The sequence below is a fragment of the Haloarchaeobius salinus genome (assembly GCF_024464185.1).
Lineage (GTDB): Archaea > Halobacteriota > Halobacteria > Halobacteriales > Natrialbaceae > Haloarchaeobius > Haloarchaeobius salinus.
On record NZ_JANHAU010000001.1, the window covers coordinates 189,658 to 215,683 of the forward strand.

At 70.6% G+C, this 26,026-nt stretch carries 32 protein-coding genes; 20 read left to right on the top strand and 12 right to left on the bottom strand.

Annotated features, from left to right (window positions below):
- Window positions 1-17 precede the first annotated feature (17 nt).
- From NO345_RS00875 to NO345_RS00890, 4 genes are read left to right on the top strand one after another with little or no spacing between them, the layout of a single operon-like run.
- Window positions 18-356 carry a DUF7855 family protein gene (locus NO345_RS00875; protein ID WP_256295841.1) on the top strand — a complete coding sequence of 113 codons (339 nt, stop codon included), beginning with the start codon at window positions 18-20 and terminating at the stop codon, window positions 354-356.
- Window positions 353-1,225 carry a DUF7856 family protein gene (locus NO345_RS00880; protein WP_256295842.1) on the top strand — a complete coding sequence of 291 codons (873 nt, stop codon included), beginning with the start codon at window positions 353-355 and terminating at the stop codon, window positions 1,223-1,225. Before NO345_RS00875 ends, NO345_RS00880 begins: the two co-directional genes overlap by 4 nt.
- A 25-nt stretch (window positions 1,226-1,250) precedes the next feature.
- Window positions 1,251-1,658 (top strand): DUF7857 domain-containing protein, encoded by a 408-nt coding sequence (locus tag NO345_RS00885; protein ID WP_256295843.1) that lies wholly within the window; start codon window positions 1,251-1,253, stop codon window positions 1,656-1,658.
- Window positions 1,655-2,344, top strand: coding sequence for a nucleotide-binding protein (locus NO345_RS00890; RefSeq protein ID WP_256295844.1), 690 nt, complete (start codon window positions 1,655-1,657; stop codon window positions 2,342-2,344). Before NO345_RS00885 ends, NO345_RS00890 begins: the two co-directional genes overlap by 4 nt.
- Here the strand turns inward: NO345_RS00890 and NO345_RS00895 are convergent.
- On the bottom strand, window positions 2,298-3,179 hold the full coding sequence (locus tag NO345_RS00895) for a transcription initiation factor IIB (protein ID WP_256295845.1): 882 nt from the start codon (window positions 3,177-3,179) through the stop codon (window positions 2,298-2,300). The genes NO345_RS00890 and NO345_RS00895 overlap by 47 nt on opposite strands.
- A gap of 170 nt (window positions 3,180-3,349) precedes the next feature.
- Here NO345_RS00895 and NO345_RS00900 point away from each other — a divergent pair, with 170 nt between their 5' ends.
- The gene (locus tag NO345_RS00900) at window positions 3,350-3,865 is read left to right on the top strand and encodes a DUF7858 family protein (protein WP_256295846.1); all 516 of its coding nucleotides are present in this window, start codon (window positions 3,350-3,352) and stop codon (window positions 3,863-3,865) included.
- Window position 3,866: 1 nt separating this feature from the next.
- Here the strand turns inward: NO345_RS00900 and NO345_RS00905 are convergent, their stop codons facing one another.
- From NO345_RS00905 to NO345_RS00915, 3 genes are read right to left on the bottom strand one after another with little or no spacing between them, the layout of a single operon-like run.
- Window positions 3,867-4,715: a hypothetical protein gene (locus NO345_RS00905; protein WP_256295847.1), complete on the bottom strand. Its 849-nt coding sequence runs from the start codon at window positions 4,713-4,715 to the stop codon at window positions 3,867-3,869.
- A 42-nt stretch (window positions 4,716-4,757) separates the two neighbouring features.
- A complete protein-coding gene (locus tag NO345_RS00910; RefSeq protein ID WP_256295848.1) occupies window positions 4,758-5,528 on the bottom strand; it encodes a MinD/ParA family ATP-binding protein in 771 nt (256 codons plus the stop codon).
- Between the two features lie 48 nt (window positions 5,529-5,576).
- Window positions 5,577-6,002, bottom strand: coding sequence for an HIT family protein (locus NO345_RS00915; RefSeq protein WP_256295849.1), 426 nt, complete (start codon window positions 6,000-6,002; stop codon window positions 5,577-5,579).
- Window positions 6,003-6,202: 200 nt separating this feature from the next.
- Between NO345_RS00915 and hisI the strand changes: the two genes are divergently transcribed.
- From hisI to NO345_RS00930, 3 genes are all read left to right on the top strand, one after another.
- Window positions 6,203-6,574 carry a phosphoribosyl-AMP cyclohydrolase gene (gene hisI, locus NO345_RS00920; RefSeq protein ID WP_256295850.1) on the top strand — a complete coding sequence of 124 codons (372 nt, stop codon included), beginning with the start codon at window positions 6,203-6,205 and terminating at the stop codon, window positions 6,572-6,574.
- Complete coding sequence (locus NO345_RS00925; RefSeq protein WP_256295851.1) at window positions 6,567-7,670, top strand: DUF7118 family protein; 1,104 nt, start codon at window positions 6,567-6,569, stop codon at window positions 7,668-7,670. Before hisI ends, NO345_RS00925 begins: the two co-directional genes overlap by 8 nt.
- A gap of 89 nt (window positions 7,671-7,759) precedes the next feature.
- Window positions 7,760-8,428 carry a hypothetical protein gene (locus NO345_RS00930; RefSeq protein ID WP_256295852.1) on the top strand — a complete coding sequence of 223 codons (669 nt, stop codon included), beginning with the start codon at window positions 7,760-7,762 and terminating at the stop codon, window positions 8,426-8,428.
- A 6-nt stretch (window positions 8,429-8,434) separates the two neighbouring features.
- Here NO345_RS00930 and glmM read toward each other — a convergent pair whose 3' ends face one another.
- The gene (glmM, locus tag NO345_RS00935; protein ID WP_256295853.1) at window positions 8,435-9,799 is read right to left on the bottom strand and encodes a phosphoglucosamine mutase; all 1,365 of its coding nucleotides are present in this window, start codon (window positions 9,797-9,799) and stop codon (window positions 8,435-8,437) included.
- A 97-nt stretch (window positions 9,800-9,896) separates the two neighbouring features.
- On the opposite strand from glmM, the gene NO345_RS00940 reads away from it, so the two are divergent.
- The 4 genes from NO345_RS00940 (at window position 9,897) to NO345_RS00955 (ending at window position 12,643) form a co-directional block, all read left to right on the top strand.
- Window positions 9,897-10,142, top strand: coding sequence for a DUF8593 domain-containing protein (locus NO345_RS00940; RefSeq protein WP_256295854.1), 246 nt, complete (start codon window positions 9,897-9,899; stop codon window positions 10,140-10,142).
- 72 nt (window positions 10,143-10,214) lie between these two features.
- The gene (locus NO345_RS00945; protein WP_256295855.1) at window positions 10,215-11,090 is read left to right on the top strand and encodes an HVO_0234 family beta-propeller protein; all 876 of its coding nucleotides are present in this window, start codon (window positions 10,215-10,217) and stop codon (window positions 11,088-11,090) included.
- Between the two features lie 89 nt (window positions 11,091-11,179).
- A complete protein-coding gene (locus NO345_RS00950) occupies window positions 11,180-12,034 on the top strand; it encodes a ribose-phosphate diphosphokinase (RefSeq protein ID WP_256295856.1) in 855 nt (284 codons plus the stop codon).
- Window positions 12,035-12,106: 72 nt separating this feature from the next.
- The gene (locus tag NO345_RS00955; RefSeq protein WP_256295857.1) at window positions 12,107-12,643 is read left to right on the top strand and encodes a heme NO-binding domain-containing protein; all 537 of its coding nucleotides are present in this window, start codon (window positions 12,107-12,109) and stop codon (window positions 12,641-12,643) included.
- A 22-nt stretch (window positions 12,644-12,665) separates the two neighbouring features.
- Here NO345_RS00955 and NO345_RS00960 read toward each other — a convergent pair whose 3' ends face one another.
- The 4 genes from NO345_RS00960 to NO345_RS00975 all read right to left on the bottom strand — a co-directional run bounded on the left by NO345_RS00960 (window position 12,666) and on the right by NO345_RS00975 (window position 18,617).
- Window positions 12,666-14,783 carry a CARDB domain-containing protein gene (locus tag NO345_RS00960; RefSeq protein WP_256295858.1) on the bottom strand — a complete coding sequence of 706 codons (2,118 nt, stop codon included), beginning with the start codon at window positions 14,781-14,783 and terminating at the stop codon, window positions 12,666-12,668.
- 47 nt (window positions 14,784-14,830) lie between these two features.
- Window positions 14,831-18,022 (bottom strand): isoleucine--tRNA ligase, encoded by a 3,192-nt coding sequence (ileS, locus tag NO345_RS00965; protein WP_256295859.1) that lies wholly within the window; start codon window positions 18,020-18,022, stop codon window positions 14,831-14,833.
- A 102-nt stretch (window positions 18,023-18,124) separates the two neighbouring features.
- Window positions 18,125-18,271, bottom strand: a complete 147-nt coding sequence (locus NO345_RS00970) for a hypothetical protein (RefSeq protein ID WP_256295860.1) — start codon at window positions 18,269-18,271, stop codon at window positions 18,125-18,127.
- A 97-nt stretch (window positions 18,272-18,368) separates the two neighbouring features.
- Window positions 18,369-18,617, bottom strand: coding sequence for a DUF8151 family protein (locus NO345_RS00975; RefSeq protein WP_256295861.1), 249 nt, complete (start codon window positions 18,615-18,617; stop codon window positions 18,369-18,371).
- Window positions 18,618-18,709: 92 nt separating this feature from the next.
- On the opposite strand from NO345_RS00975, the gene NO345_RS00980 reads away from it, so the two are divergent.
- The 4 genes from NO345_RS00980 to NO345_RS00995 all read left to right on the top strand — a co-directional run bounded on the left by NO345_RS00980 (window position 18,710) and on the right by NO345_RS00995 (window position 20,548).
- Entirely contained in the window at window positions 18,710-18,937 is a 228-nt protein-coding gene (locus NO345_RS00980) for a DUF7860 family protein (protein ID WP_256295862.1), read from the top strand.
- Window positions 18,934-19,560, top strand: a complete 627-nt coding sequence (locus tag NO345_RS00985) for a uracil-DNA glycosylase (RefSeq protein ID WP_256295863.1) — start codon at window positions 18,934-18,936, stop codon at window positions 19,558-19,560. Before NO345_RS00980 ends, NO345_RS00985 begins: the two co-directional genes overlap by 4 nt.
- A 219-nt stretch (window positions 19,561-19,779) precedes the next feature.
- Complete coding sequence (locus NO345_RS00990) at window positions 19,780-19,926, top strand: hypothetical protein (RefSeq protein WP_256295864.1); 147 nt, start codon at window positions 19,780-19,782, stop codon at window positions 19,924-19,926.
- 67 nt (window positions 19,927-19,993) lie between these two features.
- The gene (locus NO345_RS00995; protein ID WP_256295865.1) at window positions 19,994-20,548 is read left to right on the top strand and encodes an NADPH-dependent FMN reductase; all 555 of its coding nucleotides are present in this window, start codon (window positions 19,994-19,996) and stop codon (window positions 20,546-20,548) included.
- On the opposite strand, the gene NO345_RS01000 is transcribed toward NO345_RS00995, so the two are convergent.
- Window positions 20,549-20,794 (bottom strand): GIY-YIG nuclease family protein, encoded by a 246-nt coding sequence (locus NO345_RS01000; protein ID WP_256295866.1) that lies wholly within the window; start codon window positions 20,792-20,794, stop codon window positions 20,549-20,551.
- Window positions 20,795-20,854: 60 nt separating this feature from the next.
- Window positions 20,855-21,004, bottom strand: coding sequence for a DUF7563 family protein (locus tag NO345_RS01005; RefSeq protein ID WP_256295867.1), 150 nt, complete (start codon window positions 21,002-21,004; stop codon window positions 20,855-20,857).
- A 412-nt stretch (window positions 21,005-21,416) separates the two neighbouring features.
- Between NO345_RS01005 and NO345_RS01010 the strand changes: the two genes are divergently transcribed.
- Entirely contained in the window at window positions 21,417-21,584 is a 168-nt protein-coding gene (locus NO345_RS01010; protein ID WP_089731142.1) for a DUF1931 family protein, read from the top strand.
- A 129-nt stretch (window positions 21,585-21,713) separates the two neighbouring features.
- Here the strand turns inward: NO345_RS01010 and rpiA are convergent, their stop codons facing one another.
- The gene (gene rpiA, locus NO345_RS01015; RefSeq protein WP_256295868.1) at window positions 21,714-22,415 is read right to left on the bottom strand and encodes a ribose-5-phosphate isomerase RpiA; all 702 of its coding nucleotides are present in this window, start codon (window positions 22,413-22,415) and stop codon (window positions 21,714-21,716) included.
- 189 nt (window positions 22,416-22,604) lie between these two features.
- Here rpiA and NO345_RS01020 point away from each other — a divergent pair, with 189 nt between their 5' ends.
- Genes NO345_RS01020 through NO345_RS01030 form a run of 3 tightly spaced genes read left to right on the top strand, consistent with a single transcriptional unit; the run spans window position 22,605 to window position 25,901 of the window.
- Window positions 22,605-23,336 (top strand): ABC transporter ATP-binding protein, encoded by a 732-nt coding sequence (locus NO345_RS01020; RefSeq protein WP_368407832.1) that lies wholly within the window; start codon window positions 22,605-22,607, stop codon window positions 23,334-23,336.
- Window positions 23,333-24,571 (top strand): ABC transporter permease, encoded by a 1,239-nt coding sequence (locus NO345_RS01025; protein WP_256295870.1) that lies wholly within the window; start codon window positions 23,333-23,335, stop codon window positions 24,569-24,571. The genes NO345_RS01020 and NO345_RS01025 overlap by 4 nt, the downstream gene beginning before the upstream one ends.
- A 52-nt stretch (window positions 24,572-24,623) precedes the next feature.
- Window positions 24,624-25,901, top strand: a complete 1,278-nt coding sequence (locus NO345_RS01030; protein ID WP_256295871.1) for an MFS transporter — start codon at window positions 24,624-24,626, stop codon at window positions 25,899-25,901.
- The last annotated feature ends 125 nt before the right edge of the window (window positions 25,902-26,026 follow it).

A 26,026-nucleotide genomic window follows, 5' to 3' on the forward strand; every position in this document is an offset into this window, starting at 1 on the left:
GATTCGAACGAAACCGCGTGTTCCTCGTCATCACGTACTCGACGGCGGCGCGGGAGACGCTCCGGAACGTCTGTCGGACGCACGAGGACGTGGTCGTGCGGCGGTTCGGGCGGGCGGCGCTGTTCGACCGGACCGAGTTCGGCGCGTTCTGTGCGCTGCGACTCCGGGCGAAACACGGCGGCGACGTGCAGGTCGAGCGGACCCGCCCCCTGAACGAGTTCGAGCCGGCGTTCGAGCGGGTGCGGGCGGCGGTCGAGGCGTACGAGGCGCGGGACTCGCCGTACACGCCGTACGAGCGGTTCGCGACCGGGACCGACCATCCATCGCCGGGCGAGATGCGGGCGCGGGAGCTGTGAAGGTCGTCTACGGCGCGTGGTCGGCGACGGGGGCGGCGGTCGACCTCCGGAAGCGTGGCCTCACCGCCGAGACGGTGCTGCGTGCGGTCCGGTGCGACGGCGCTGTCGGGACCGGGAGCAGCACGCAGGACGGAGGGCCGACGCTCCGGGTCGACTGTCCGGCACCGGGGCCGGTCCACGAGGCTATCGGCGTCGTCGGGACGGACCGTTCGGTCCCCACGCGACGGGTGCTGGCCGCCGTGGCGCGCCAGCGAGGACTCACATCGCCGCAGGCGGACCGCATCGAGCAGCTGGAGCGGGAGCTGTCGGCAGCCGGGACGGCCGACGGGGACGCGACCGCACGCCGACGGGCACGCAGGCGTCTGTCGGAGGCGGGAGCCAGAGAGACCGAACTGAGAGAGCGCGTCGCGGCGCTCCGGGGGGCGCTGCGCGAGCGCCGGCGGCTCGACGAGCCGACCGAGGAGCTGGCTGCCGAGCTGCGCGAGGCGGCACGCGAGCTGACCGACGTGGAGACCGACCGCATGGCGGCGGAGGAGGCGCTGGCGACGGCACGCCGTGGAGCCAGGGACGCCCGAGACGCGCGGGAGCGACGGCTCGCCGTCGAGGACGACCTGGCGAACGCCCGGCGGGCGGCGCGTGCGTGGCTCGTGGAGCGGGTCGCGGACGAGTTCGCGGACGCACTGGCGGCGATGCCGGGGACGGCGGGGCCGGGCGAGACGGCGGGGACGTACGAGGGTGACGACGTGACGGCGGCACTGGCGGTCGTCAGGGTCGCCGACGTGACCGCGCCGGTCGTCCTGTCGTGCGACCGGTTCGCGTCGGCGGGCTCCGCTGCGACGGCGCTCGACGCCCCCGTTCTCACGGTTTAAGCCCGAACACGCGGCCAGAGGGGGTATGGTCGAACTCGACGTGGAGACGGAACGACGCGACTGCGTGACGTTCGTCGCGGCGACGGTCCAGAACGCGAGCGACGTGGCGCGACGCGTGACGCTCCGGACGGACTGTCGACCGCTGTGGCCGCCGCGGCGACAGGGCGTGCCGGCGGCGGGCTGGGACGAGGGCGGGGTCACCCTGACGGTGCCAGCGGGTCGGACGACGGGGGTCGGCTTCGCGACGCCCGTTGCACCCGACGAGCCGGTGCTGGCGGTCCAGGAGACGGTGCCGGTGGCCGGTGAGGAGGCGCACACGGAGCCGACGCCCGAGCACGTCGTCCGTGCGCTCGGCGACCCGACGCCGCCGGCCGATGCGGTGCCGGTCGCGGCCGAGAACGAGACGGCGACGGCCGAGGGGGGGCGGCGATGAGGGTCGCGGTGACGGGCGGGAAGGGCGGGGTCGGCAAGTCGACCGTCGCGTACAACCTCGGCGCGGTGGCCGACGCGGTCGTCGTCGACGGCGACCTCGGGATGGCGGACCTCCCCGGCGGCACGGGTCCGGACCTCCACGACGTGCTCGCGGGGCGGGCGAACGCCGTCGAGGCCGTCCGGGAGGGCGGTCCGGTCGATCTGCTCCCGTGTGGGCGGTCGCTCGCCGGTGCGCGGGCGGCCGACGTGCGGGGGCTCGTCGACGCGGTGCGGGCGGTCGAGCGCGCCTACGGCGACGTGGTCGTGGACTGCCCGGCCGGTCTCGCTGCCGATGCGGGGATGCCGCTGCTCGCCGCCGACCGGACGGTGCTGGTCGCGCTGCCGGACGCGTTCGCGTTGCCGGACGCGCTGCGGACGCGGGCGCTGGCCAGGGAGCTCGACGCGGGGCTGGCACAGGTCGTGCTGAACCGGACTGGGACGAACCCGCCCCGGGCGGCCGTCGAGCGGGCGCTCGGTGCGCCGGTGACGACGGTTCCGGAATCGGCGGCGCTCGCCCGGGCCACCGCGGCGGGCCAGCCGGTGACGGCGACGATGCCCGATTCGGCCGCTGCCGAGTCGTTCCACGCGCTCGCGGCCGCCATCACGCCGCCCCGTCGCGGAGCGCGTAGAACCCGGCGCGGACGGTGACCGAGGACACGTCGGCGACGTCGGCAGCATCGGCCTGCGTGAGGTCGCGGTCGTGTTCCCGTGCGGCGAGGTAGAGACACGCCGCGGCGAAGCCGCCCGGATTGCGCCCCGACGCGGTGCCGTCCTCGACCGCCTCGCCGGCCAGCTCGCGGGCACGGGACTCGACCGCCGTCGGGAGCCCGAGCTCGGTCGCGTAGCGCGCGAGGTACTCGCGGGGGTCGATCGGCCCGGTCGGCAGGCCGAGTTCGCGGTTGAGCGCGTCGTAGGCGGCCTTCAACTCGTTCGTGGTCGCGCGGGCGGGTTCGACGACCTCCTCGATGGTTCGCGAGATGTTCTGCACCCGGCAGACGGCGTACACCGTCGCGGCGGCGAACCCCTCCAGCGACCGGCCCTGGAGGAGGTCCTCGTTCTGGGCTGACTCGAACAGTGCACACGCCTGCTCGCGGACGTGCGCCGGGAGCGACAGCGCGCCGACGACCCGGCGGACCTCGGTGAAGGCGTACACCTTGTTGCGCTCGCGCTTTGAGCCGGTGCGGGCGCGGTTGTGCTGCCGGCGCATCCGGGCGACCGAGCGGCGCTTTCGCCCCGTGAGCCGTGTCGTCTCGCCGCGCCCGTAGCCGATCTCGGTCGAGAGCCCGCGGTCGTGCCGGGAGCGCGTGAGCGGCGCGCCGGTCCGCTTGCCCGAGGCCTCGCCGTCGGTGCTCGAACGCCACTCCGGCCCGCGGTCGATGCGGTCGGCACCGACGACCAGGCCGCACTCGTTACAGACCGTCTCGTCGCGCTCGCGCTGGAGGTGACCGCTGCATTCGGGACAGCTCGTCTGAGCCTTGCTCATACCTGAAGGTTCGTCCCGACAGGTTATTTAAACGGGTGTGGTCGGTGGATGGAACCGGACGAGACGGGGGCTCGAACCCACCGGTGACCGGTAGGTACCGGCACGCACCGGCGGTTCCCGACGGCGGTCGACCCGCACCCTTTTATTCAGGCACGCACGAACCGATAGCTATGGGGCTGGCGGACATCGCCGATGGACTGTGCGTGACGACCGAGCAGCGCGACCGCGGCGTCGCCGTCGCCGACGACACCGGGAGCGATCTGCCCGGGCGGCTGGCCGAATACGCCGACGACCTGCCGTGCTCGGTCGAGGCTGCCGCGGCCGTCGTCGACGCCTACGTCGGCGGCAGCGCGGTCGACACGGCCGGCCACGAGGCGGGTGTCGCGCCGACGACGGCCGCGAAGGTGCTCCACCTGCTCGGGCTCGAGGGCGTCTCGCCCGTCTCGCCGCAGGGTCGCGCGCTGGTGCGCGACTGGCTTTCGGGCGAGCTCTCGCGCACCGACGCCCGGGCGCTCAGCGGCGCGAGCGAGCGCGAGTTCGCACTGGCGGCGTTCGTCGAGAGCCACGAGCCGCTCCCGGGTGCAGAGGACGTGGTCGCGGACGTTTTTTCGCGGTCGGACGACGCGTCGGTCGCGAAACGGGACGTGCTCGCGGAGACGATGAGCGGCGCGGACGACTTCCTCTGAGTCAGGTCGTCACCGGTGTCTCGACGCGCTCGTCCTCGAACACCCGGTACATCACCGCCTGCGAGCTGTAGTTGAGCGCGGTGAACAGCCCGCCGACGACGGAGTAGCCGAGCAGGAACTCGGGGCTCGGGATGGTCGCCGAGACGGTCGAGGAGCCGACGGCGGTGTACCGGAGCACCATCGCGGACTGTGAGACCAGCTCCCGGCTCTCGGCCGAGGAGCCGAACACGCTCCCGGTCTCGACGGTGCCGGGGAACGGGATGCCGAAGGCGTACGCGATGAGGAGCGCGCCGACCGCCGAGAGGAGGCCGGTGACGATCTGCACACCGAGCACCGTCACGACGTTGCCCCCGGCCCGCTCCCAGCTCTGGCGCACCGCGTCGGTGGCGGTCTCACCGTCGATGAACGCGGCGGGGAGCGCGAGGTGGAGGCGCAGCGCGACGTACAGCACCGGGAGGATGACGCCGACGATGCCGACGAGGACTGCGAGCACCAGCAACGGCGGGAAGACGAAGCCGACGAGCGCGACGACTCCGACGACCATGAAGCCGGCGAGGACGACCGAGACGGCGATGATGGCGATGATGACGGTCGCGCCGATGGCCGAGAGGGTGCGCCGGAGGTAGCTCCGGTCCGTCACGGGCGTGTCGACGAGTGCCTGGTGGGTCAACACCACCGCGAGCCCGCCGACGACAGGGGTGGTGACGTTCGAGACGTAGGGGACGAACCCCAGCGCCACCACTGCGACGCCGGCGAGGAGGATGCGGGGGTCGGCCGAGAGGGCGTCGGCCGCACGGGAGAGCACGCCGACGGTCCCGACGTCGGACGTGCGGGCGGATTCTACTGCCATACGGGAACAGATATGTAACTTCCCGTAAAATTTTTTCGTCTCTCAGAAGCGTGATGAGAGGCGCGTGCGCAGCCCGCCCTTCGGGAACGTCACGTCGAGTTGCGTATCGAACACCGCCTCCGCCGTGGTCGCGAGCTGGCGGGCGAACGGACCGGTCGCGCCGTCGACACAGACCGGCGCGCCCGCGACCTCGCGCACCTCGCTCTCGGGGACGGCCACGTCGGCGGACTCGACGGGGGTCGATCCGGGGTCGGTCGGCCCGGCTGTGCGGTTGACGACGACCCGATGCGGTTCGACACCGACGTCGGCCAGCCGGTCCCGGACGCGGGCGAGTGTGTCCACGCCCCGCTTCGACGACGGGACGACGCACGCGACGTTGTCGGTCGCGTTGACCGCCGCGATGGAGGGGTTGTCCGCCACCGGCGGTGTGTCCACGAGCACGTGGTCGTAGGCGACCGTCGCGTCGCGGATCTCCTGGCCGAACCGCTCGGCCGCCTCCCCGGACTTCGCGCGGGCGATGCGCTCGAACGGCGCGTAGGTCGGGCAGACGCTCACGTCGCCCGGCGTGTCCACGCGCAGGTCGACCATCGCCCCCTCCGGCGTCACGTCCTCGTCGGTGAGCAGTCGCGTCAGATCCGCGTCGATGCGCCCGTGGACGTACTGACTCAGCCCCTGTGTGGCGAACGCGGCGTCGAACACCGCCACGTCGCGCCCGTCGCGCGCCAGCGTCGTCGCCAGCTCGACCGTCAGTCGCGTCGCGCCCGCGCCGCCGGCGACGCCCACCACGGCTGCCGACCGGTCCTGTTCGAACATACAAATTACTCGGCCGTTACCTCTTAAAAAATGTCCGGGTCGCTCCGGTCAGTCGAGTACCGTCCCGATGTCCTCGGCGATGTCGTCGAGTTCGTCGTCGCTCACGTCCGTCGGCCCGTCGAACAGCGCGTGGATGGGGCCGTAGCCGTCGCCCTCGTACCGCGGCACGACGTGGTAGTGGACGTGGGGCACCTCCTGACCCGCCGCCTCGCCGTTGTTGCACGCCACCGTCGTCGCGTCCGCGTCCATCGCCGCCTCGACCGCCGGCGCGACCTCGTGGACCGCCGCCGCCAGCGCCGCGCTCTCCTCGTCGGGCAGGTCGCCCAGCGTCTCGTGGTGTGCCTTCGGGATGACCAGCGTGTGCCCCGGCGCGAGCGGGTTCACGTCGAGGAACGCGAACGCGTGCTCGTCCTCGTAGACGGTGCGGCTCGGGATGTCGCCCGCAACGATCTGACAGAAGATGCAGTCCTCCATACCTGTGGAGTCCGCTGGATTCGTGAAGAACTTTTCCCGGGAGTCAGCTCTGTGCGGGGTGGGGGGGACTGAAAGGGGCTTTCTGGCTGTTGTGAGTCGCCGAAAGTCCCACGGCAACCGAGTCACCATCAGGGTCTCCGAACCAATCCCGAACGACCCACAGGAAAAGACCCATATCCGCGACGGCCGAGGCTCCGACAATGACAGACGCGCTGTCCGAACTCGACTTCGGCGACGACGGCCTGGTCCCGGTCGTCGCGCAGGACGTCGATTCCGAGGAGGTGTTGATGCTCGCGTACGCGAACGACGAGGCGGTCGAGCGGACCGTCGAGACGGGGCGAGCGCACTACTACTCGCGGTCGCGCGACGAGCTGTGGGAGAAGGGCGCGACGAGCGGGCACACGCAGGCCGTCGAGTCGGTCCGGATGGACTGCGACGGCGACGCGCTCCTGTATCGTGTCCGGCAGACGGGCGGCGCGTGCCACACGGGGTATCGGTCGTGCTTCTACCGGACCGTCGAGGGGGAGACGGTCGGCGAGCAGGTGTTCGACCCCGACGACGTGTATGAGTGAGGCAGTCGAGCGCCTGCAGCGGGCGCGCGAGGCGGTCGAGTCGGCGGAGGCGGCGGTCGAGCGCCACGGTCGGGACGAGCTGGAGACGGTCGAATCGGCGTACGATTCGGCGACGAAGCTGCTCGATCGGTACGAGGACACCGCGACGGGGACGGGCGACTTCCAGTCGTTCGTGCGGTTCCAGGACGAGTTCGCGACGACGGTCGAGGAGCTGGACGACGACCTGCCACGCCGGGCGGCGTTCGAGGAGGCACTCGACGCGGTGGATCAGCGCCGGCTCTCCGAGTCGGACTTCGCGGCGGCTCGGGAGGCGCTCGAGCCGGCGCGGGAGCTGGTCGAGATCCGCCAGCAGGAGCGTGATGCCCGCACGGAGCTGCGGGAGGCCGAGCGTGGGGCCAAGCGCCGGCTACAGGAACTGGCCGATGCCATCGCGGAGCACGAACGACTGCTCGAACTCGGCGAGGCGGACCTCGACGCGCCGGTCGAGCGGTTGCGCGGGCCCGTCGAGGAGTACGACGAGGCGGTCGTCGCGGCCTTCACCGACTACCGGACCGACGTGTCCGCGCGCGAGCTGCTGGAGTTCGCGGCGAGTGCGGCGCACTACCCGCTCGTGGGCGTGCAGGAGCCGCCGGCGGACCTCGTGGAGTACGTCGAGTCCCACGAGGCCGGCACCGAGACGGTGCCGCGGCTGCTCGAGCTGGCGGACTACTCGCCGTCGAAGCTGGACCACTACGTCGACGACTCGACCGCGCTGAAGCGGGCGGTCGCGACCCGGCAGACGTACCTCGACCGGCTCGACGGCTCGGCGCTCCAGCTCGACTGGCCGCCCGGCCCCGCCGCCGAACTGCGCCGGCGCTGCGAGGAGCGGATCACGCTGGTCTCCCGGGTCGCCGACGAGGACGTCGTCGCGACGCTGCGGACGGTACGCGAGCTGACCTGGGACGACGAGTACGACCGACTGCGGACGGCGGCGGTCGCGCTCGACGAGCTCGACGCCGAGGGACGCGAGCGACTGGCCTCGGGCTCGGTCGCGGACGAGCTGGCGGCGCTGCGCGGCGAGCGGGAGACGCTGCAGGACGCGCTCGACGACCGGTAGTGCCGGGGCACGACCCCGTCTCCGGCCCGTCCATTCCTGGGCCTTGACTGGTAATAATCGTCTCATATCGGTCCCGCGTAGCCCCGACTATGCGACGCAGAACAGCACTCGAAATCGTCGGTGCGGCCGGTGCGCTCGGGCTCGGCGCGGGAACCGTCACGGGAGACCGACGGAACCGGAACACGGACGAGCAACGACTCGTCATCGAGAACCGCACCGACGAGGTGTGTCGGACCGAGGTTCGGGTCGACGGCGACGTGAGCCTCGACGACGGCCGGAGCTACGCCGGACGGGACTCGGCCGTCGACGGGCGCATCGTCAGCATCACGGACCCACACGGGAGCGACAAGTTCCGCATCGACGGGGAGATCCGACGCATCCGGTGGGACTGCGACGAGCCACCGCGCATCACGATCGACGGCCGGCGTATCGACCCGCGGGACTACGACGGGGACGACGACGACGATGACGACGATGACGACGACCGCGACGACCACCGCCCCAGCCGACTCGTCATGACCTCTCGCGACGACGACGCCCGCTTCCGGGTGCGGTTCACCGGCCGGAGCATCGGCCGGCGTGGCGCGCGGACGGAGACGTACGGGCCGGGCGAGACCATCAGAACGAGGGTGCTGGACCGGACCGAGTTCCGCTACGCGGGGCGACTCGCGCTGCTGGAGCTCCAGGGTGCGGTCGACGTGGACGTCCGACAGCGAACCGGCGACGAGGACGACTGGTGGGAGGACTGGTGGGACTGAGGGGACTCAGGCGGTCTCCTTCGCCGTGACGAGGGCCTCGGACATCCCGTCGGCGAGGTCGCTCGCACGGGCGGCGTCGCGCGCCTCGGCGTAGACGCGCACGAGCGGTTCCGTGCCCGAGGGACGTGCGAGCACCCACGCGTCGCCGTAGTCGAGTCTGAAGCCGTCCTTCGTGTCGAGCTCCGCGTCGGCGGCCTCGGCACGCTCCTCGGCGGCGGCGAGCATCGCGGTGCGTTCTGTCTCGCGGTCGTACTCGACGTTCCGGCGGACGTTGTGGTAGCCGCCGTAGGGGTCGACGACCTCGCTGACGGTCGCGTCGGCGAGCAGTTCGAGGAAGCGTGCGGCGGTGTAGGCACCGTCGCGGGCGATGTGGTAGTCCGGGAAGAAGATGCCCCCGTTGCCCTCGCCCGCCAGCGGGACGTGCTCGCCCTCGGCGAGCAGCTCGCGGACGCGGGTGATGATGTTCGTCGAGCCGATGGGTGTGAGTTCGAGGCGCGCGCCGGTCTCCTCGACCACGTCGACGAGCCGCTGGGAGACGTTCACGGCGGAGACGGTCACGTCCGAGGGGTCGAGTTCCGCGGCGGCGAGCGCGGCGAGCGTGGCGTCGCCCTCGACGTACTCGCCGTGCTCGTCGTAGAAGATGGCGCGGTCGGCGTCGCCGTCGTGTGCGATGCCCACGTCGGCGTCGGTCGCGCGGACGAGGTCGCCGAGGTCGCCGAGGTTCTCCGGGACGGGCTCGGGGTCGCGGCCCGGGAAGTGGCCGTCGGGCTGTGCGTTGACCGTGACGACGCGACAGCCGAGCCGGCGGAAGAACTCGGGCGAGGTGAGCGCGCCCGCGCCGTGGCCGGGGTCGAGCGCGACCGTCAGGTCGGCGTCGGCGATGGTCTCGCGGTCCACCGCGGCGAGCACGCGGTCGACGTAGCGGTCGGCGGCGTCCTCGACGCGGGTGCTCCGGCCCACCTCGTCCCAGGTCGCGTGCTCGAACGTCTCGCCGAGGAAGATGTCCTCGACGCGTTCGAGGTCGGGGACGGCGAGCTCGACGCCGTCGTCGCCGACGAGCTTGACGCCGTTGTACTCCGCCGGGTTGTGGCTGGCCGTTATCATCATCGCCGGGACGCCCTCGCGCTCGGCGTAGGCCTGCGCGCCCGGCGTCGGCACGCGGCCGAGCCGGTCCACGTCGACCCCGACGCTGGTGAGCCCGGCCGCGGCCGCGTCGGCGAGCATCTCGCCGGTCACCCGTGTGTCCCGCGCGATGGCGACCCGGTCGGCACCCCACGCCGTCCCGGCCGCCTTGGCCACGCGGAGGACGAACGTCGGCGTCAGCGCCTCGTTGGCGACGCCGCGTGTCCCGCTGGATCCGAATACCTTCATTCAGGTGCGTCTGAGTGCGGTGGCGTCAAATGGATTCCGAAGCACGACCGGACGAACCGGAACTTTATTTCATATCGAGAACAATAGTTCCGATGAGATGACAGTGCTCTCCACTGCGGACGAAGGCAAGTACCTCATGGACATCGAGGGCGAACAGATCGGCATCGTCACCGAGGTCGACCCGAAGGAACAGGTCGCCTACGTCGAGCCCGAGCCGGGTATCTCGGAGGCGCTCATCCAGGGGTTCGGCTTCGGCGACGCGGACGAGGACGATATCGAGGTCCACGCGGACGCCGTCGAGACCGTCACCGACACCGAACTGCGCGTCGCGACCGACCTCTGACGGTCGACCACCGCCTCCGTTCGCGACGCGCCGACCGCATCGTTTTCGACCCCGGCCCACCCACCTTCAGCTATGAGCGCCGAGAAGGACATCAGCCTCGACGAGAAGCGGGTCTACGACGGCGACGAGCGCAAGGCGACGCTGTACGTGGCCGCCGGTGTCGGCTGCGTCGCGGTCGACGTGGTGGACGAGCGCGTCGGCGGCTTCGAGCTCGCGGCGCGCGGGACGGCACGGGACGTGGCGGCCGGTGACGACGTGGTGGCGGTAGCGACGGACGAGGGCGTGCTGGTCGGCAGGGTCGGCGCGGGCGGGGAGGACACCCACGTCGACGCCTTTGAGGGGACGGGCCACGGCGCGGCGGTCGCCGTCTCGGTGGTCGACGGACCCGAGATTCTCGCGGCGAGCCCCGGCGGCGACCTCTCGCGGCTCGCTGTCGACGGGGACGGCGACTGGACCGACTGCGGCTCCGTCGAGGGCGAGGTCCGCGCGCTCTCGGGCGACCTCTGTGCCGCCGCCGACGGCGTCTACCGGCTCGACGGCGAGCCCACCCACGTCGGCCTCGACGACGCCCGGGACGTGAGCGCGACCGGCACCCCGCGAGCCGCCACCGCCGACGGGCTCTACCGCCTCGGCAACGGCTGGCTGGACGAGCTGGCCGGCGACGCGACGGTGGTGGCCAGCGACGGCGGCGACACCGGTACCGAGGACGCCGACGAGCCCGAACGTGCCCACGCCGTCGTCGACGACGAACTGGCCGCACTCTCGGCCGGCGAGTGGGTCGCCTACCCCGATCAGCCCGAGGGAGGGGTCGTCGGAGTCGCCTACGACCGGACGACGTACCTCGTGACCGAGGAAGGACGGGTGTTCGCGGCGGCCGGCGATGGCTGGCGCTCGCAGTCCCTCGGCGTGCCGGACGTGGCAGGTGTCGCGGCTGTCGGGCCGAACTGACGCCATCGGGCGGGAAACATCCCGGAACCGGGACGCGACCCACTCGGCATAACGAAAGTGGAATTAGGCAGGCCGGCGAGCACTCCCACATGATACTCCCAGGCTCGGCCTCCCAGTCGCTGGCGGCCGAACTCGCGGCCGAACTCGGCGAGCCCATCGCGCCCGTCGAGTACGAGCGGTTCCCCGACGGGGAGCTGCTCGTCCGCATCGGCGACGTGTCGCCCGAGCGTGCAATCGTGGTCGCCTCGACGGCCACGAGCGACGCGTTCGTCGAACTGCTCCAGCTCCAGGACGCCGCCCGCGAAGCCGGCGCGAGCGAGGTCGTCACCGTGCTGCCGTACATGGGCTACGCGCGCCAGGACGAGGCGTTCACCCCCGGCGAACCGGTCTCCTCGCGGGCCGTCGCACGGGCCATCTCGTCCGGCGCGGACCGGGTGCTGACGGTCAACCCGCACGAGGAGGGGGTCTGTGCGTTCTTCGACCCGCCCGCGGTCGCGCTCGACGCCGCGCCGCGGCTGGCCGAACCGCTGCCCGACGACCTGACGGAGCCGCTGTTCCTCGCGCCGGACGAGGGGGCCTGCGACCTCGCCGGGTCGGTCCGGGACGCCTACGGCCGCGGCGAGACGGACTACTTCGAGAAGGTCCGCCGGTCGGGCACCGATGTCGAGGTCACGCCCAGCGACGCCGGCGTGGCCGGCCGTGACGTGGTCGTCGTCGACGACATCGTCGCCACCGGGTCGACGATGAGCGAGTCCATCGGCGTGCTGAACGAGCGCGATGCGGCCCGGGTGTACGTCACGACGGTCCACCCGCTGCTCGCGCGGAACGCCCCGACGAAGCTCGCCCGCGCCGGCGTCGCGGCCGTCTACGGCACCGACACGCTCGAACGCCCGGTCAGCGCGGTCTCCGTGGCACCGGTTGTCGCGACCGAACTATCGGAATAAAAACACGGATTCTTTATAACTCGTCTCGTTCGTAGGGTACGTAACCTCCCTACGCGGGGCGGTGGTGTGGCCATGCACGGGATACTACACAAATCACTGAAGGGGTACGTCGGGGAGCACGTGCCGGGAACGACCTGGGACGAGGTACTGGAGGCGGCGGGCATCGAGCCGAAGCTCTACCTCCCGGTGTCGCGGTACCCGGACGAGGAGTTCACCGACGCGATCACGGTCGTCGCCGAGCAGACGGGCACCTCGGAGGCGGTCGTCCAGCGCAACGTGGGCGTCTACCTCGCGCCGGAGCTGCTCAACACGTTCAAGGCACACGTCAAGCGTGGCTGGGGCACGGCGGAGGTCATCGCCAACCTCGAGGCCATCTACCGGCAGATCGAGACCGGCGACGACGAGGCCGCACTCCCGTCCGTCTCGACCGACCGCATCAGCGAGGACACGTACATCGTCCAGTACCAGTCCGAGCGGCGGCTCTGTGACCTCGCGAAGGGCATCATCGAGGGTATCGCCGACGACTTCGACGACGAGGTCACCATCTCCGAGGACGCCTGCATGCACGACGGCGACGGGCACTGCGAGCTGACCGTCGAGTTCGCGTAGGCGACCGGGACCGACGTTCCGCTCACTGTCGCCGGTGCAGTCCGATTCCCGCCAGGAGACCGACCAGCGCCGCCACCGCTCCGGTGACACCGAAGCCCGGCATCGGCAACTCGCCGCTCCCTCCACCGCCGTCACCGGTCGCGCCGTCCTCCGCGTCGCCGTCACCGGCCGTCCCGGCCGTCGTCGCCGGCTCGACGGCGGTGACTGTCACCTGCTCGCCGCCGATGCGGACGACGTGCTCGCCGGCCTCGCTGATGGTCACCCTCCCGGTGTACGTGAGCCGGCTCCGGGGCGGGAGCCGGACGGTGTCGGTGTGGCTCTCCTCGCCGTCGAGCGACAGCGAGACGTCGCCCGCGGCCGGCCAGGCCGCCTCGTTGTCGACGGTCGCCCGGACGGTGAACGCCTCGCCGACGGTCACCGACTCGGGAGCCTCGATGCTCGTCACCCGCGGCGTCGCCGGCTCGCGCACGGTCACGGTCAGCTCGCGGTTGGCGACGCGCACGTCGTAGGTGCCCGCCTCGTCGAACGTCCGTTCGAACGCGAGCGTCTCGGTCTCGCCGGGGCCGAGCTCGCCTGACTCCGTCGCCTCGACAGAGCCGTCGACGACGAGCTGCGTCTCGTAGGTCCCGTCGCCGTCGCCGACGTTCTCCACGGTGGCACCGATCTCGAGCGTCTCCCCGACCGCCAGCGTCGGCGACATGTTGACCGTCGTGTTCCGGTACGGACCCGCGACCGTCGGCGAGCCGTCGGCCAGCATGTACGCGAACGAGGCGGGCACCGGCCCGAACAGCTCCGCGTGGGTCTCGCGCGACCATGGCTCGGGTGCCTCGGACCCGGTCGTGTACCGGTCGGCGTACGAGCGCACGTCCGACCCCGACACCGCCTCGACCGCGGCCAGGATGTCGCTGTTGTCGACGTTGCTCTCCTGGTCATTCAGCCGGCGCAGCACCCGCTGGAACGTCGCTTCGCCGTCGGTCGCCGTCCGGAGTTCGCGGTCGATGCCCCCGGTGACGAGCGCGCCCTTGAGGTAGTTCGCGCTGTTGCTCCAGGTCGCCGGCTCGGCGAGTACCGCCGTCGACTGCGGATCCGCCGTCCCGCGTTCGAGCTTCTCGCGGAACGCGTCGAAGCCGATGTGGCCCTGCTCGTAGGCCAGCAGCGCCGCGTAGTAGTCCGCCGACGCCTCGGTCAGCCAGCGGCCCGACCGGTCCGTGCGGAACTCCTGTCTCGTGTGGACGTACTCGTGCAGCCAGACGTTGTTCGCCCGGTCGAGCCGTGCGTCCGCGACGACCCACGCGTCCGTGTCGCCGTACTGGAGCCCGGCCGAGGACCAGTCGACGGTCCGCGGTGCGGCGATGACGAGCGCCGTCTCGTCGCGCTGGCCCACCCGGAGCCGTTCGCTCGCGTTCGCGAGGCTGGCCAGCACGGCCTCGGGCGATTCGCGCATCTCCGCCGCGTCGGGCACGGCGAGCGTGATCTCCTGGCCGTCGGCGGTCTCGCTGTAGGTCGTCATCGGGCCGAGGTAGGCCATGTAGCCGCCGGTCGTCCCCTCACCGGCGACCGTCACTTCCCGTTCGAATCGGAGGGAACCTTCCCAGTACCCACTGGCATCCACACCCATGCTGGGTGCTCGCACGAGTGCCCAGTCGCCCGTATCGGCGAAGGCGTACTCCGCCACCTGCGCGTCGGCGCTCGTGGCACCCAGTCCCTCGGCGAGTGCCGCCCGCCCGCCCATGTCGCTCGTCTCGTTCGCGTCGTAGGTGAACGTCACCGAGCCGCCGGACCCGTCGCCCGTCCAGACGTACCGGCCGCCGTCGCGCTCGAAGTTCTCGGTCGACTGCACGTCGGCGTTGGACTGCAACTGCACGCCGAGCTCGGTCACCTCCTCGGGGATGTCGAAGCTGACCACCGTCCGTATCTCGCCGGGCCGGTCCGGCGTCAGGTGGAGCGTGAGCGTCCGCGATATCGTCGGGCCGGCCGTCTCCGCCGCCGCGTGGACGGTTTCGTTCGACGCGATCGCGTCCGATGCCGACCTGGAGGGGTCGAGCGTCGCCGCGTCGGACGTCTCCGACACCGGCGTCGCGGCGGGCGCGGCGACGAGCGAGACGAGCAGGACGGTGAGCAGCGCGACCCGACGGTCCATCGTGTCCAACTGACGGTCGGCGAGAGGATGTGTCTTGTGCCCGGGTGTCAGTCGTCCGCGGTCGCCTCGGCGACGGGTTCGACGGCGAGCGTCATCGTGACGCCCTCGACCGCCCACTCCTTGCGGTGGCCGTCGTCGACGCTTCCGAACTCGGCACGGGTCTCCTCGGCGATGAGGCCCTCGTGGCGGCGCACGAGGTCGGCGACGCGCTCGTCTTCGACGTCGACCTCGAGGCGGATCTCGGCGTCGATGTCGAGTTCGAGGTCCTTGCGCATCTCCTGGACGCGGCGGACGACCTCGCGGGCGTAGCCCTCGCTCTCGATGTCCTCGGTGAGCGTCGCGTCGACGTAGACGACGCCGCGCTCGTCGCCGGCCACGTCGAACCGGCTGCCGGTGACGCCCTCGGGCGTCTCGCTGACGAACTCGACCATCGACTCCTCCAGGTCGGGTTCGCCGACGGCTTCCCGGAGCGCGTCGAGGTCAGGCGCGTCGATGCGGGCCTCGTTGAGCGCGTTCATGACCTCGGGTGCGCGGTCGCCGAAGGCCGGGCCGAGCTCGCCCATGTCGGCGCGGGCGGCGTAGGCGAGTTCGGCCCACTCCGTCTCGGGCGCGACGAGCTCGATCTCGCGCGAGTTCAGTCGGTCGGCGAGCAGGTCCCGGTGACGCTCGACGGCCTCGTAGGCGCGCTCGTCGTCGGGGACGACCACGACGCGCTGGACGGGCCAGCGGAGCTTCCGGTCGGCCTGCTGGCGGGCGTTCGAGCCGGCCTCCTCGACCGCGCGGAGCAGCTCCACGTCGGTCTCGAGCTGCTCGTCGGCCCAGAACTCGTCGGGCTCGGGCCAGTCGCACATGTGGACGGTGTCGTGGCCGTCGTCGCCGGTCAGCGCGTTGTAGATGCGGTCGCTGACGAACGGCGCGTACGGCGCGAGCAGCTTCACGACGTCGTTGAGGACGGCGTAGAAGGTGGCGTACGCGGCCGTCTTCGACGCGCTGTCCTCCTCGTCCCACATCCGCTCGCGGACGACCTGGATGTAGAACCGGGAGACGTCCTCGACGACGAACGAGAGCAGCGCGTCGAGCGCGCGGTCGGGGCGGCGGTGCTCCAGCCACTGCTCGCTCATCTCCGCCTTGACGGACTGGAGCCGGGCGAGCACCCACTCGTCGACGAGCTCGGTGTCGGCGTCGGTGACGTCGACGTCGTCGGGGGAGAACCCGTCCATGCGCATGTACGGGAGCGGGAACCGGAACACGTTCCAGAGGATGTTCAGGTCCCGGGTCATGTTCTCCATCTCGTCCCACGAGAAGCGCATGTCCTCCTCCTGGGGGTTGCGCGAGAGGAGGAACAGGCGCATCGGGTCGACGCCGTACTCGTCGATGACCTCCTTCGGGTCGACGAGGATGCCCTTGGACTTGGACATCGTGCGGCCGTCGGGCATGAGCGCCCAGCCGTGCATCAGCACCTCCTCGTAGGGGATCTCGCCGAGGGCGGCGCTGCCCATGCCGAGCTGGGACCAGAACCAGCCGCGGGTCTGGTCGTGTGCCTCCATGATGAGGTCGGCGGGCCACAGCTCCTCGAAGTCGTCCGTCTCGCTCGGGTAGTCGAGGGTGCCCCACGACGCGACCGAGGAGTCGAGCCACACGTCGAACACGTCGGGGACGCGGGTGGCCTCGGCACCGCAGCCGCCGCAGTCCATCGTGAGGTCGTCGACCGTCGGCTTGTGCAGGTCGACCTCGTTCGGGTCGACGTCCTGATGGACGCGGTCGGCGAGCTCCTCGCGCGTGCCGACGACGTTCAGGTGGTCGCACCCGTCGTCGTCGCAGGTCCAGATGGGGATGGGGATACCCCAGTAGCGCTGTCGGGAGACGTTCCAGTCCGGCGAGCCCTCGACGAAGTCGCGGAACCGGTTGTCCCGGGCGTCGGGCGGGTGCCACTCGCTGTCCTCGATGTTCTCGAGGAGTTCGTCCTTGATGTCCGAGACGGTGATGAACCACTGGTCGGTGACGAGGCGGACGATGTCGGTGTCACAGCGCCAGCACTTCCCCTCGCCCTCGACCAGGTAGTCCGGGTCGTGGGCGAGCAGGAGCCCCTTCTCGTCGAGGTCCGCGATGACGTTCTCGTTGGCGTCGCGGACGAACTGCCCGGCGTACGTCCCGCCAAGCTCGGTGTAGCGGCCGTCGCTGCCGACCGGGCAGAATATCTCCAGGCCGAGCTCGCTGCCGCGCTCGAAGTCCTCCTCACCGTGGCCGGGCGCGGAGTGCACCATCCCGGACTTGTCGTCGGCGTCGGCGTACTCGGCGGTGTACACCTGCCCCGTGCCCTCGCCCTGTGGGTGCTCGGGCACCTCCTCGGGCAGCGGGTACTCGTACTCCATGCCGACGAGGTCGTCGCTGTCGAGCTCGTCGAGGACCTCGTAGTCGTCGTAGCGCCCGGCCTTCAGGACGGTCTCGACCTGACTGGCGGAGACGTACAGCACGTCCGTCTCGCCGTCGCGTTCCGCGCGGACCTTCGCGTACTCGGCACCGTCCTCGACGGCGACGAACGTGTTCGCGGGGATGGTCCACGGGGTCGTCGTCCAGATGACGAGGCTGCCCTCCTCACCGACCAGTGGGAACTGCACGTAGATGGCGGGCTTGGTCACGTCGTGGCGCTCGACCTCGTTGTTCGCGATGGCGGTCTCGCAGCGCGGGCACTGGTTGATGGAGCGCTGTCCCTGCTCGACGAGGCCGCGGTCGTGGGCCTGGTCGAAGCCCCACCAGGCGGCCTCCATGTACTCCGGGGTGACCGTCCTGTACGGGTTCTCCCAGTCCATCCAGACGCCGAAGGACTGGAAGTCGGACTGCAGGCCCTCGAGCTGCTCGTTCGCGAACTCCTTGCACGCCTCGATGAAGGCGTCCTCGCCGTACTCCTCGATGTCCTTCTTGTTCTCGAAGCCGAGTTGCTCCTCGACCTTCGTCTCGATGGGCAGCCCGTGCATGTCGTAGCCGGGCCGGTCGGTCACGTCGTAGCCCTGCATCCGGTAGAAGCGGATGAAGGCGTCCTTGAGGGACTTGTTCCACGTCGTCCCCATGTGCGCCGCACCGGAGGTGTACGGCGGGCCGTCCACGAAGAAGAATCGCTCACCGTCGGCCCGGTGCTCCTTCGTCTGCTCGTAGGCGTCGACGTCGTCCCAGTACGAGAACATCCCGTCCTCGACCGCGTCCGGGTCGTACTGGTCCGACACCTCCCCGAATCGTTCCATGTCGGAGGTGTCTCGCTCCGACATTAAAGGACAATCGGTCCTGCAGACGACGGCGCGTCGTCCGATGTCGGCGTCGACGGGAGCGACCGCTCCGCCAGTCCCTCAGCCGTCGTCGGTGAGTCGGTAGGACCGGCCGCCGTCGATGACGACCATCTCCCGCTCGGCCTCCCGGAAGATGCTCTCGGGATACTCGTGTGTCCGTTCCCCCTGGTCGGTGGAGAAGATGCTCTCCTGACCCCCTTCCCGCATGGTCGGAACTTTGCGGTACGTTGACATCAGTCTGGTGGCCGCCCGCCAGTGGTTTGCTTTCGTCGTCAGGGTCGAGACGGCCGCCCCAGGAGGCCGATCACTCGGCGACGACGCGACGCACGCGCGGCAGGAGCTGCTCGTAGCCGACGAGGTAGACCGCCGCGTAGAGGATGGCGGCACCCATGAACGCGTACCAGAGCGTCATCACGGAGAGGCCCTCCGTGAGGAAGGTGTGCCAGCTCTCCAGTTCGGCACCGACACCGAGCACGGTCAGCAGGCCTGCGACGACCGAGTAGCCGGCGATGGGAAGCAGTTCCGGCAGCAGTTCCAGCAGTGTCCACGACATGGCTGTTCGGAGCCCCCTGACGTTCATCTATCTTTCGGGGCCGCTACGTGGCGCGCGAAAAAGCTTTGAGGACCCTCCGAGGACACGAGTTCATGCGACAGCGAAACTCGCTGGACTACGCTCGCCTGACGAAAGTCGGCTTCCTGCTCGGCCTCGGTCTGTTCGTCGCCGGTGCCGGCGGCGAGTTCGTCGGCCACGCCATCTGGGGGACCCTGCCCGCGTGGGAGGAGACCCTGCTGACCGACTCCGTCGGCCTCGGCATCGTCGTCGGCTTCGTCTCCGTGTTCGGCTTCGGCATCGCGATGCCGCTGCTGGAGTGACCCGGTTCCCCCAGCCCGACGACCGGCTCGTCGTCGAGCCCGGCTGCGAACGCTGCCCCGCACTCGTCGACTGCCGGGAGCGCATCGCGTGGGGCAACGGCCCGACGGACGCCGACGTGGTCGTCGTCGGTGAGGCCCCCGCGAGCGGCGAGCCCGACGCCGACAGCTGGCGGGGCGGCAACTGGACCGGGATGGCCTACACCTCCCGGCACTCCGGTCGCCGGGTGCGGGGGCTGCTCGCAGACGCGGGGTTCCCCGGCGCCTTCTACACGAACGCGGTGAACTGCTTCCCCTGCGACGGCGACGGGAGCAACCGCGAGCCCACCGCGGAGGAGCTGGCGAACTGCCGGGACCATCTCGGAACCGAGCTCGAAGCCGTCGACCCGTCGGTTGTCGTCCCGACCGGCAAGCACGCCACCGAGACGGTGTTCGCGTTCGACGACCGGGCCCTCGACGGCTTCCTCGACGCGGTGCTCTCGCCCGTCGAATCCGGGGTGCTCGGCTGTGCCGTCCTGCCGATTCTGCATCCGTCGTACCAGGACGTGTGGGTGTCCCGGCTGGGCTACGAGCCCGACGAGTACGTCGCCGCGGTCGGGGACGAACTCGCGTCGCTCGTCGGGTGAGGTCGTCGCAGTGAGGACCGCCGAACGGAACTGATTCAGCCGGCGGTAGCGCCGTTGAACGGCCCGCCCACGGTGGGAGATACCGGATTCCACTTTCACTTTCACCGAGCCTCGCTCACCTCTTTTACGCGTCCGTTCGTGATTGCTACTGGCGTCGGACGCGTCCCCGACGCCCCGACGCACGCTGCACTGCGTCGGAGACCGACGACAGCGGCGGAGGTGATCGCACTCAGCACACAGCTCCGCGTGGCACTCGCGACCGGTGGCGTCACCCTGGTGAGCCAGGGGATGGCGTCCGGCTGGCTCCTGCTGGTCGTCGCGGTGTTCGCGCCAAGAACAGACGACTCCGAGGCACAGTCCGACTGAGAGACGCCGTCTCGACCGGCGACGACAACTGACGCGCTTTTGTACGTCGACTCCCGAGTTCGGGACAATGACGAGTTCGCCGACGGTACTGGCCGTCTCCGGCAGTCTCCGCGACACGAGCTACACGCACAGCGCGCTGGCGCACGTCCTGCGGGCGGCCGAGGCCGAGGGTGCCGACACCGACGTGCTGGACCTCCGGACCGCCGACGTTCCGATGTTCGACCCCGACGAGGACGACCAGGGCGTCGAGCGCTACACGCGACAGGTCCGGGTGGCCGACGCGGTCGTGCTCGGGACGCCGGTGTACCACGGTTCGTACTCGGGCGTGCTGAAGAACTTCCACGACTACTGCGGCTTCGACGACTACGAGGACACGCCGGTCGCGCTGGTCGCGACGGCGGGCGGGGGCTCCTACGGCAGCACGCTCGAGCACCTGCGGAGCACGGTCCGCGGGGTGCACGGCCACGTCATCCCCGGGCAGGTCGGTATCCGGAACGCGTCCTCGAAGTTCGCGCCGGACCCCGACGAGGCGGACGGGCGGGCGGTCACCGACGCCGACATCGCGGACCGGCTGGAGACGCTCGGCGAGGATATCGTCGCGGCAGCACGGCGCTTCGAGTAGTCAGTCGTCGACGAGCCGCTCTTTCCGGTGCCGCGAGAGCTGTTTGATCTCGTACTCGCGGGACATCGCGGTGCCGCGGTCGTCGTAGGACTCGACGTGGACGAGTTCGACCGGTGTGCGGCCGCGGGTGTACTTCGCGCCCTCGCCGGCGTCGTGCTCGGCGACGCGGCGCTCGACGTCGGTGGTGTAGCCGGTGTACAGCGTGTCGTCGGCACAGCGGAGGACGTAGACGTGGTGGCTACTCACGGCTGGTCGGTTCGAGGTGGGAGTACTGAAAGGCTTCGCGTACCGGGCGACCGTGTCCTTTCAGGGCTGCTGTGCGCGTCGCTTCGCCTCTTCGGCGATTCCCGCGTTCGCCGAGCAGTTGACGCACGCGAGTATCTCTCCGTGTTCGTCGGCGAACACGCGGGCGAACTGTTCCGAAACATGGGAACCGCAGTTGTCACACGATGGCATGGTGGGGTTCCGTCGGACGGGCGTCCGGTACCCGTCGCTACGATTCGGACCACCAAATACCTGTTCCAGATTCTCACCCAAATTCGTACAGGGACAAACTAAATTGCTGAATAGCAAGCTCTGGTTTGCAACCACCACTGGTGATTGTGGTGAACAGAATAAAACTTGCCCGAGATGGAAACTGTGGGCGCGATTCGCCCGACACCGATGCGGGACGTGTACCGACGGTATCTGGTCGGGAAAACGCAAGCAAGCGTCGACCTCTCTCCGGTGTCCGGTGGTTTCGACGACGGTCACATCCGGCAACGGACGTGTCCGTTTCGGTTCGTGTTACGCCTACACGACCGTCTCAGGGCCTATGGCCGGACTATTTGGCAAGTATTATAAAGGGTGCGCGGGAATCACCGCTCGTATGGCAGACCTCATCGTCAAGGCAGCCGTCAAGGAAGCGCTTCAGGACAAGAACGTCGCATCGGACTTCTACGACGCACTCGACGAGGAAGTCGAGGAGCTCCTCGAGGACGCCGCCCGACGCGCGGAGGCGAACGACCGGAAGACGGTCCAGCCGCGCGACCTGTAAGCGCGTCTCCTCACTTCTAATCGTTTCTCCACCCGGTAGCGACGGCCGTGTCGCCCGGGCGGGACTCACCCGTGCCCAGCGACAGCGATGGCGCTCGGTCCGCAGTCCACCGTGCCCGGCGACGGCCCGTCAGCGACCCAGCACGTCGACGCCGTCCCCGTGGCCGACGTGGACCTCGTCGGCGAGGTCGACGAACAACCCCTGCTCGAGGACGCCCGGGAGCGCGGACAGCTCGGTCGCGAGCGTCGCCGGGTCGTCGATGGGGCCGAAGTCACAGTCGAACACGAGGTTCCCGTTCTCGGTGACGACGGGACCGTCCTTGCGCCTCGCCATCCGGAGGTCCGGCTCGCCGCCGAGGTCGCGGACCGCGGCGGCGACGGTCGGCCGGGCGTTGGGCAACAGCTCGACCGGAACCGGGTAGTCGAGCGGGTCGACCAGCTTCGAGGGGTCGGCGACGACGACGAACCGGTCGGCTGCCGCGTCGACGATCTTCTCGCGGGCGTGGGCCGCCCCGCCGCCCTTCACGAGGTCGAAGCCACCACCCGGCCGCTCGGCGACCTGGTCCGCCCCGTCGATGGCGACGTCGACGCCGTCGACCGCGTCGAGGCTCGTCAGCGGGATGTCGGCGTCGAGCGCGAGCTGCCGGGACTGGAACGAGGTGGGGATGCCCCGCACGTCCAGCCCCGCGTCGACCGCGTGGCCCAGCCCACGGATGGCGTGGGCCGTCGTGGAGCCGGTGCCCAGGCCCACGACCTCGCCGTCCTCGACGAGACCCGCGGCGTGCTCGCCGGCGCGTCGCTTCGCCTCCGAACTACCCTCGGTGTTCTTCATGCGTACACGTGCGCCGGGCTGGCCCTAATGCGTTCCCGTGCGTGGCGTTCCGCCGGGAACGTCGGCGACAGACCCTGTCCTCACAGGGTGCTCGGACGGACACCAGACCAGTCCGGAACGATGCGCTATCGGGGCGCTACACGGTCGCACTCGTTGGGACGCACCTTTTTGCCCGCGACGACCCTGCAGATGTGTATGAGTTCGACAGGGGAGAGTGCGGCCGTCTCGCTCTCGGCGGTCAGGAAGACGTACATGGTCGGGGAGCCGGTGCACGCGCTGGACGGCGTCGACCTGGAGATCCCCCGGGGCTCCTACGTCGCCGTCATGGGGCCGAGCGGCTCCGGCAAGTCGACGCTGATGAACGTCGTCGGCTGTCTCGACACGCCGACGGAGGGGACGGTGTACCTCGACGGGCAGGAGGTCACCGCGATGTCGGACCGCGAGCGCACCCGCATCCGCGGCGAGGAGGTGGGCTTCGTGTTCCAGACGTTCAACCTCATGCCGCGGCTCACCGCCGTCGAGAACGTCGCGCTCCCGCTCGTGTTCCGCGGTGTGCCGGCGGACGAGCGCCGCGAACGGGCGACCGAGCTGCTGGAGCGCGTCGGGCTCGGTGACCGGCTCGACCACGTCCCGAACATGCTCTCGGGCGGCCAGCGCCAGCGCGTCGCCATCGCCCGCGCCCTCGTCAACGACCCGGCGCTCATCCTCGCCGACGAACCGACGGGCAACCTCGACACGGAGACGGGCGAGAACATCATGGCACTGTTCGAGGAGCTGCACGCCGAGGGCAACACCGTCGTGATGGTCACCCACGAGCGGCCCATCGCCGAGCACGCCGAGCGCGTCGTCCACCTGCTCGACGGCCACATCGAACGCATCGAGGAGCTGGGCTCGGTGGGGAAGGCGGGGGTGGAGCCGTGAAACCGCTGACGAACCTCCGGATGTCGTGGCGGGCCATCCGGAGCCACAAGCTCCGGTCGACGCTGACGACGCTCGGCGTGGTCATCGGCGTCGCCGCCGTCATCACGTTCGTCACGCTCGGGGCGAGCCTGCAGGCGGGCATCATCGGCGACATCAGCCCGGACGACCGACAGAACATCTACGGCTGGGCCGCCCCCGAGGAGTCCGGGAACCAGGGCCCGCTCGCCGGCGCACAACCCGTGTTCACGCAGGCGGACGTGGAGAACCTCTCCGAACAGCCCGGCGTGCGGACCGCCTACGGCTACACGCCGATCCCGTCACAGAGCGTCGACTTCGGGGGTGAGCGCATCCCCAGACAGGATGCGGTGGTCGCAACCGGGGTGGAGTACGTCGACGCCGACGAGATAGCGACGGGGCAACAGTTCCGCATGGGCGAACGCGAGGCCGTCCTCAACCCCGCGATGGCGAACGCCTTCGAGCGGAACGTCACCGTCGGCGACACCATCACCGTCACCACCTTCGGCGGCCGGCAGGTGAACGCGACCGTCGTCGGCATCACCGCGGACTCGGAGGCCCGCTCGCCGTTCGAGGGCTTCGGCCCCGGGCCCCGGGTGTACCTGCCGCTCGACCCGTACTACACCGAGTTCGTCTCCGGCGCACAGGAGACGCCCCGGTTCGCTGCCATCGTCGTCGAGGCCGACAGCCTCGACGCGGTCGACCGCGCGAAGGAGTCCACCCGGACCTACCTCGAGACCGAGTCCGACGCCGAGGCACAGGCGGGCGACGAGCTCACCTACCAGCTCCAGACCAGCGTCGAACTCCTGGGACAGCTGCAGGCCGTCCTCGACCAGCTGCAGGCCTTCGTCGTCGGCATCGCCGCGCTCAGCCTCGTCGTCGGGAGCATCGGCATCGCCAACATCATGCTGGTCTCCGTCACCGAGCGCACCCGCGAGATCGGCATCATGAAGGCCGTCGGCGCGCAGAAACGCGACATCCTGACGCTGTTCGTCACGGAGGCGGTCATCGTCGGCATCATCGGCTCGGTCCTGGGGACCCTGCTCGGCCTCGCGGCGGGCTGGGCCGGTGCCCAGTACATCGACATCCCGCTCACGTACCCCATCGAGTGGTTCGGTATCGCCGTCGCCGTCGGCATCCTCGTCGGGGTCGGCGCGGGCCTCTACCCGGCCTGGCGCGGGGCCAGAACCGACCCCATCGACGCGCTCCGGTACGAGTGACCCCGCACGCGCGCCGGTCCGGTCGCCGACCCGCGACCCGGGGTGAGCCGCGATGACGGCCACCCACGCCCAGCCGACGCCGCAGTCCGTCCCGCGACGCCGCGCGATGTTCGCCGTCGTCCTCGTCGTCTTCCTCGACCTGGTCGGCTTCGGCATCGTCATCCCCATCCTGCCGTTCTACGTCCGGAGCTTCGCCGTCTCGGACGTCTACATCGGCCTGCTCGCCGCCTCGTACTCGGTCATGCAGTTCGTGTTCGCGCCCCTGCTCGGTCGCCTCTCCGACTCCCGAGGCCGTCGTCCCGTCCTCGTGCTCTCGCTGCTCGGGAGCGTCGTCGCCTGGACGGTCTTCGGGCTCGCCGGCGCGCTCTGGGTGCTGTTCGTCGCCCGGATGCTCGCCGGCGCGATGGGCGGCAACATCGCCACCGCGCAGGCGTACGTCGCCGACATCACGCCGCCGGCGGAGCGGGCCGCCGCACTCGGCATCCTCGGCGCGTCGTTCGCGCTCGGGTTCATCTTCGGCCCCGCCATCGGCGGCGTGCTCGCCAGCGACGCCGTCGTCTCGGCCGCCCGCGACGTGCTCCCCGGATTCGTGCCAGCGACGCGCTTCTCCCTGCCGAGCTTCGCCGCCGCCGGCATGTCCGTGCTCGCCATCGTCGTCGCCCTCCTGTTCCTCCCCGAGCCCGAGCGCCGTCGGTCGGCCAGCGAGCGCGAGACGCTCCTCGGGAGCTTCCGGACCGCACTCGCCGACGCGAACCTCCGCGGACTCGTCGCCGCCTTCTTCCTCGTCTCGCTCGCGTTCTCCGGCGTGCAGGTCGCGTTCATCCCGTGGCTCGCCGACACCTTCGGCTACGGCGAGCCCGAGGCCGCGCTCTTCCTGACCTACATCGGCGTCCTCGGCGTCGTCGTCCAGGGCGGGCTGGTCGGCCGGGTGTCCCGGCGCATCGGCGACCCTCGGATGGCCATCGTCGGTGCGACCGCGCTGACGGTCGCGCTCGCCGTCATCCCGTTCGCCCCGACGCTCGGCCGGGTGCTGCCTCCCGTGGCGTCGCTCCCGCCCTCGGCGTTCGCACTCGTGCTGTTACTGCCGTTGCTCTCGTTCGGGAACGGGCTGTTGAACGCCGCGCTGGGTGCGCTGGTGTCCACGTCGGCGAGCGCGGACCGGCAGGGGAGCGCGTTCGGCGTCACGCAGGGTGCCGGGAGCCTCGGGCGGACCGTCGGCCCGCCAGCGATGGCCGGGCTGTACGCCTTCGCGGCGCACTGGACGCCGTTCGTGGTGGGTGGGCTACTGGTGGTTCCGGTGGTCGCGATTCTGGTTTCGCGTTTGAGATGAGTCTCCCCTATCCGTCCGGGTTCGTGGGTCACTGTCGGTCGTGCAGTCCCGCCGGAGCGAGAGCAAGCTCTCAGTGCCACCGGAATCGCTCCGGGATTCCGAGACAGCCGCGCGCCGGGCGGTGG

Coding starts and splice junctions, on each gene's coding strand:
- NO345_RS00885 (WP_256295843.1), top strand. CDS start 1,251: ATGGTCGAACTCGACGTGGAGACGGAACGACGCGACTGCGTGACGTTC.
- NO345_RS00890 (WP_256295844.1), top strand. CDS start 1,655: ATGAGGGTCGCGGTGACGGGCGGGAAGGGCGGGGTCGGCAAGTCGACC.
- NO345_RS00895 (WP_256295845.1), bottom strand. CDS start 3,179: ATGAGCAAGGCTCAGACGAGCTGTCCCGAATGCAGCGGTCACCTCCAG.
- NO345_RS00900 (WP_256295846.1), top strand. CDS start 3,350: ATGGGGCTGGCGGACATCGCCGATGGACTGTGCGTGACGACCGAGCAG.
- NO345_RS00905 (WP_256295847.1), bottom strand. CDS start 4,715: ATGGCAGTAGAATCCGCCCGCACGTCCGACGTCGGGACCGTCGGCGTG.
- NO345_RS00910 (WP_256295848.1), bottom strand. CDS start 5,528: ATGTTCGAACAGGACCGGTCGGCAGCCGTGGTGGGCGTCGCCGGCGGC.
- NO345_RS00915 (WP_256295849.1), bottom strand. CDS start 6,002: ATGGAGGACTGCATCTTCTGTCAGATCGTTGCGGGCGACATCCCGAGC.
- hisI (WP_256295850.1), top strand. CDS start 6,203: ATGACAGACGCGCTGTCCGAACTCGACTTCGGCGACGACGGCCTGGTC.
- NO345_RS00925 (WP_256295851.1), top strand. CDS start 6,567: ATGAGTGAGGCAGTCGAGCGCCTGCAGCGGGCGCGCGAGGCGGTCGAG.
- NO345_RS00930 (WP_256295852.1), top strand. CDS start 7,760: ATGCGACGCAGAACAGCACTCGAAATCGTCGGTGCGGCCGGTGCGCTC.
- glmM (WP_256295853.1), bottom strand. CDS start 9,799: ATGAAGGTATTCGGATCCAGCGGGACACGCGGCGTCGCCAACGAGGCG.
- NO345_RS00940 (WP_256295854.1), top strand. CDS start 9,897: ATGACAGTGCTCTCCACTGCGGACGAAGGCAAGTACCTCATGGACATC.
- NO345_RS00945 (WP_256295855.1), top strand. CDS start 10,215: ATGAGCGCCGAGAAGGACATCAGCCTCGACGAGAAGCGGGTCTACGAC.
- NO345_RS00950 (WP_256295856.1), top strand. CDS start 11,180: ATGATACTCCCAGGCTCGGCCTCCCAGTCGCTGGCGGCCGAACTCGCG.
- NO345_RS00955 (WP_256295857.1), top strand. CDS start 12,107: ATGCACGGGATACTACACAAATCACTGAAGGGGTACGTCGGGGAGCAC.
- NO345_RS00960 (WP_256295858.1), bottom strand. CDS start 14,783: ATGGACCGTCGGGTCGCGCTGCTCACCGTCCTGCTCGTCTCGCTCGTC.
- ileS (WP_256295859.1), bottom strand. CDS start 18,022: ATGGAACGATTCGGGGAGGTGTCGGACCAGTACGACCCGGACGCGGTC.
- NO345_RS00970 (WP_256295860.1), bottom strand. CDS start 18,271: ATGCGGGAAGGGGGTCAGGAGAGCATCTTCTCCACCGACCAGGGGGAA.
- NO345_RS00975 (WP_256295861.1), bottom strand. CDS start 18,617: ATGTCGTGGACACTGCTGGAACTGCTGCCGGAACTGCTTCCCATCGCC.
- NO345_RS00980 (WP_256295862.1), top strand. CDS start 18,710: ATGCGACAGCGAAACTCGCTGGACTACGCTCGCCTGACGAAAGTCGGC.
- NO345_RS00995 (WP_256295865.1), top strand. CDS start 19,994: ATGACGAGTTCGCCGACGGTACTGGCCGTCTCCGGCAGTCTCCGCGAC.
- NO345_RS01005 (WP_256295867.1), bottom strand. CDS start 21,004: ATGCCATCGTGTGACAACTGCGGTTCCCATGTTTCGGAACAGTTCGCC.
- NO345_RS01010 (WP_089731142.1), top strand. CDS start 21,417: ATGGCAGACCTCATCGTCAAGGCAGCCGTCAAGGAAGCGCTTCAGGAC.
- rpiA (WP_256295868.1), bottom strand. CDS start 22,415: ATGAAGAACACCGAGGGTAGTTCGGAGGCGAAGCGACGCGCCGGCGAG.
- NO345_RS01020 (WP_368407832.1), top strand. CDS start 22,605: ATGTGTATGAGTTCGACAGGGGAGAGTGCGGCCGTCTCGCTCTCGGCG.
- NO345_RS01030 (WP_256295871.1), top strand. CDS start 24,624: ATGACGGCCACCCACGCCCAGCCGACGCCGCAGTCCGTCCCGCGACGC.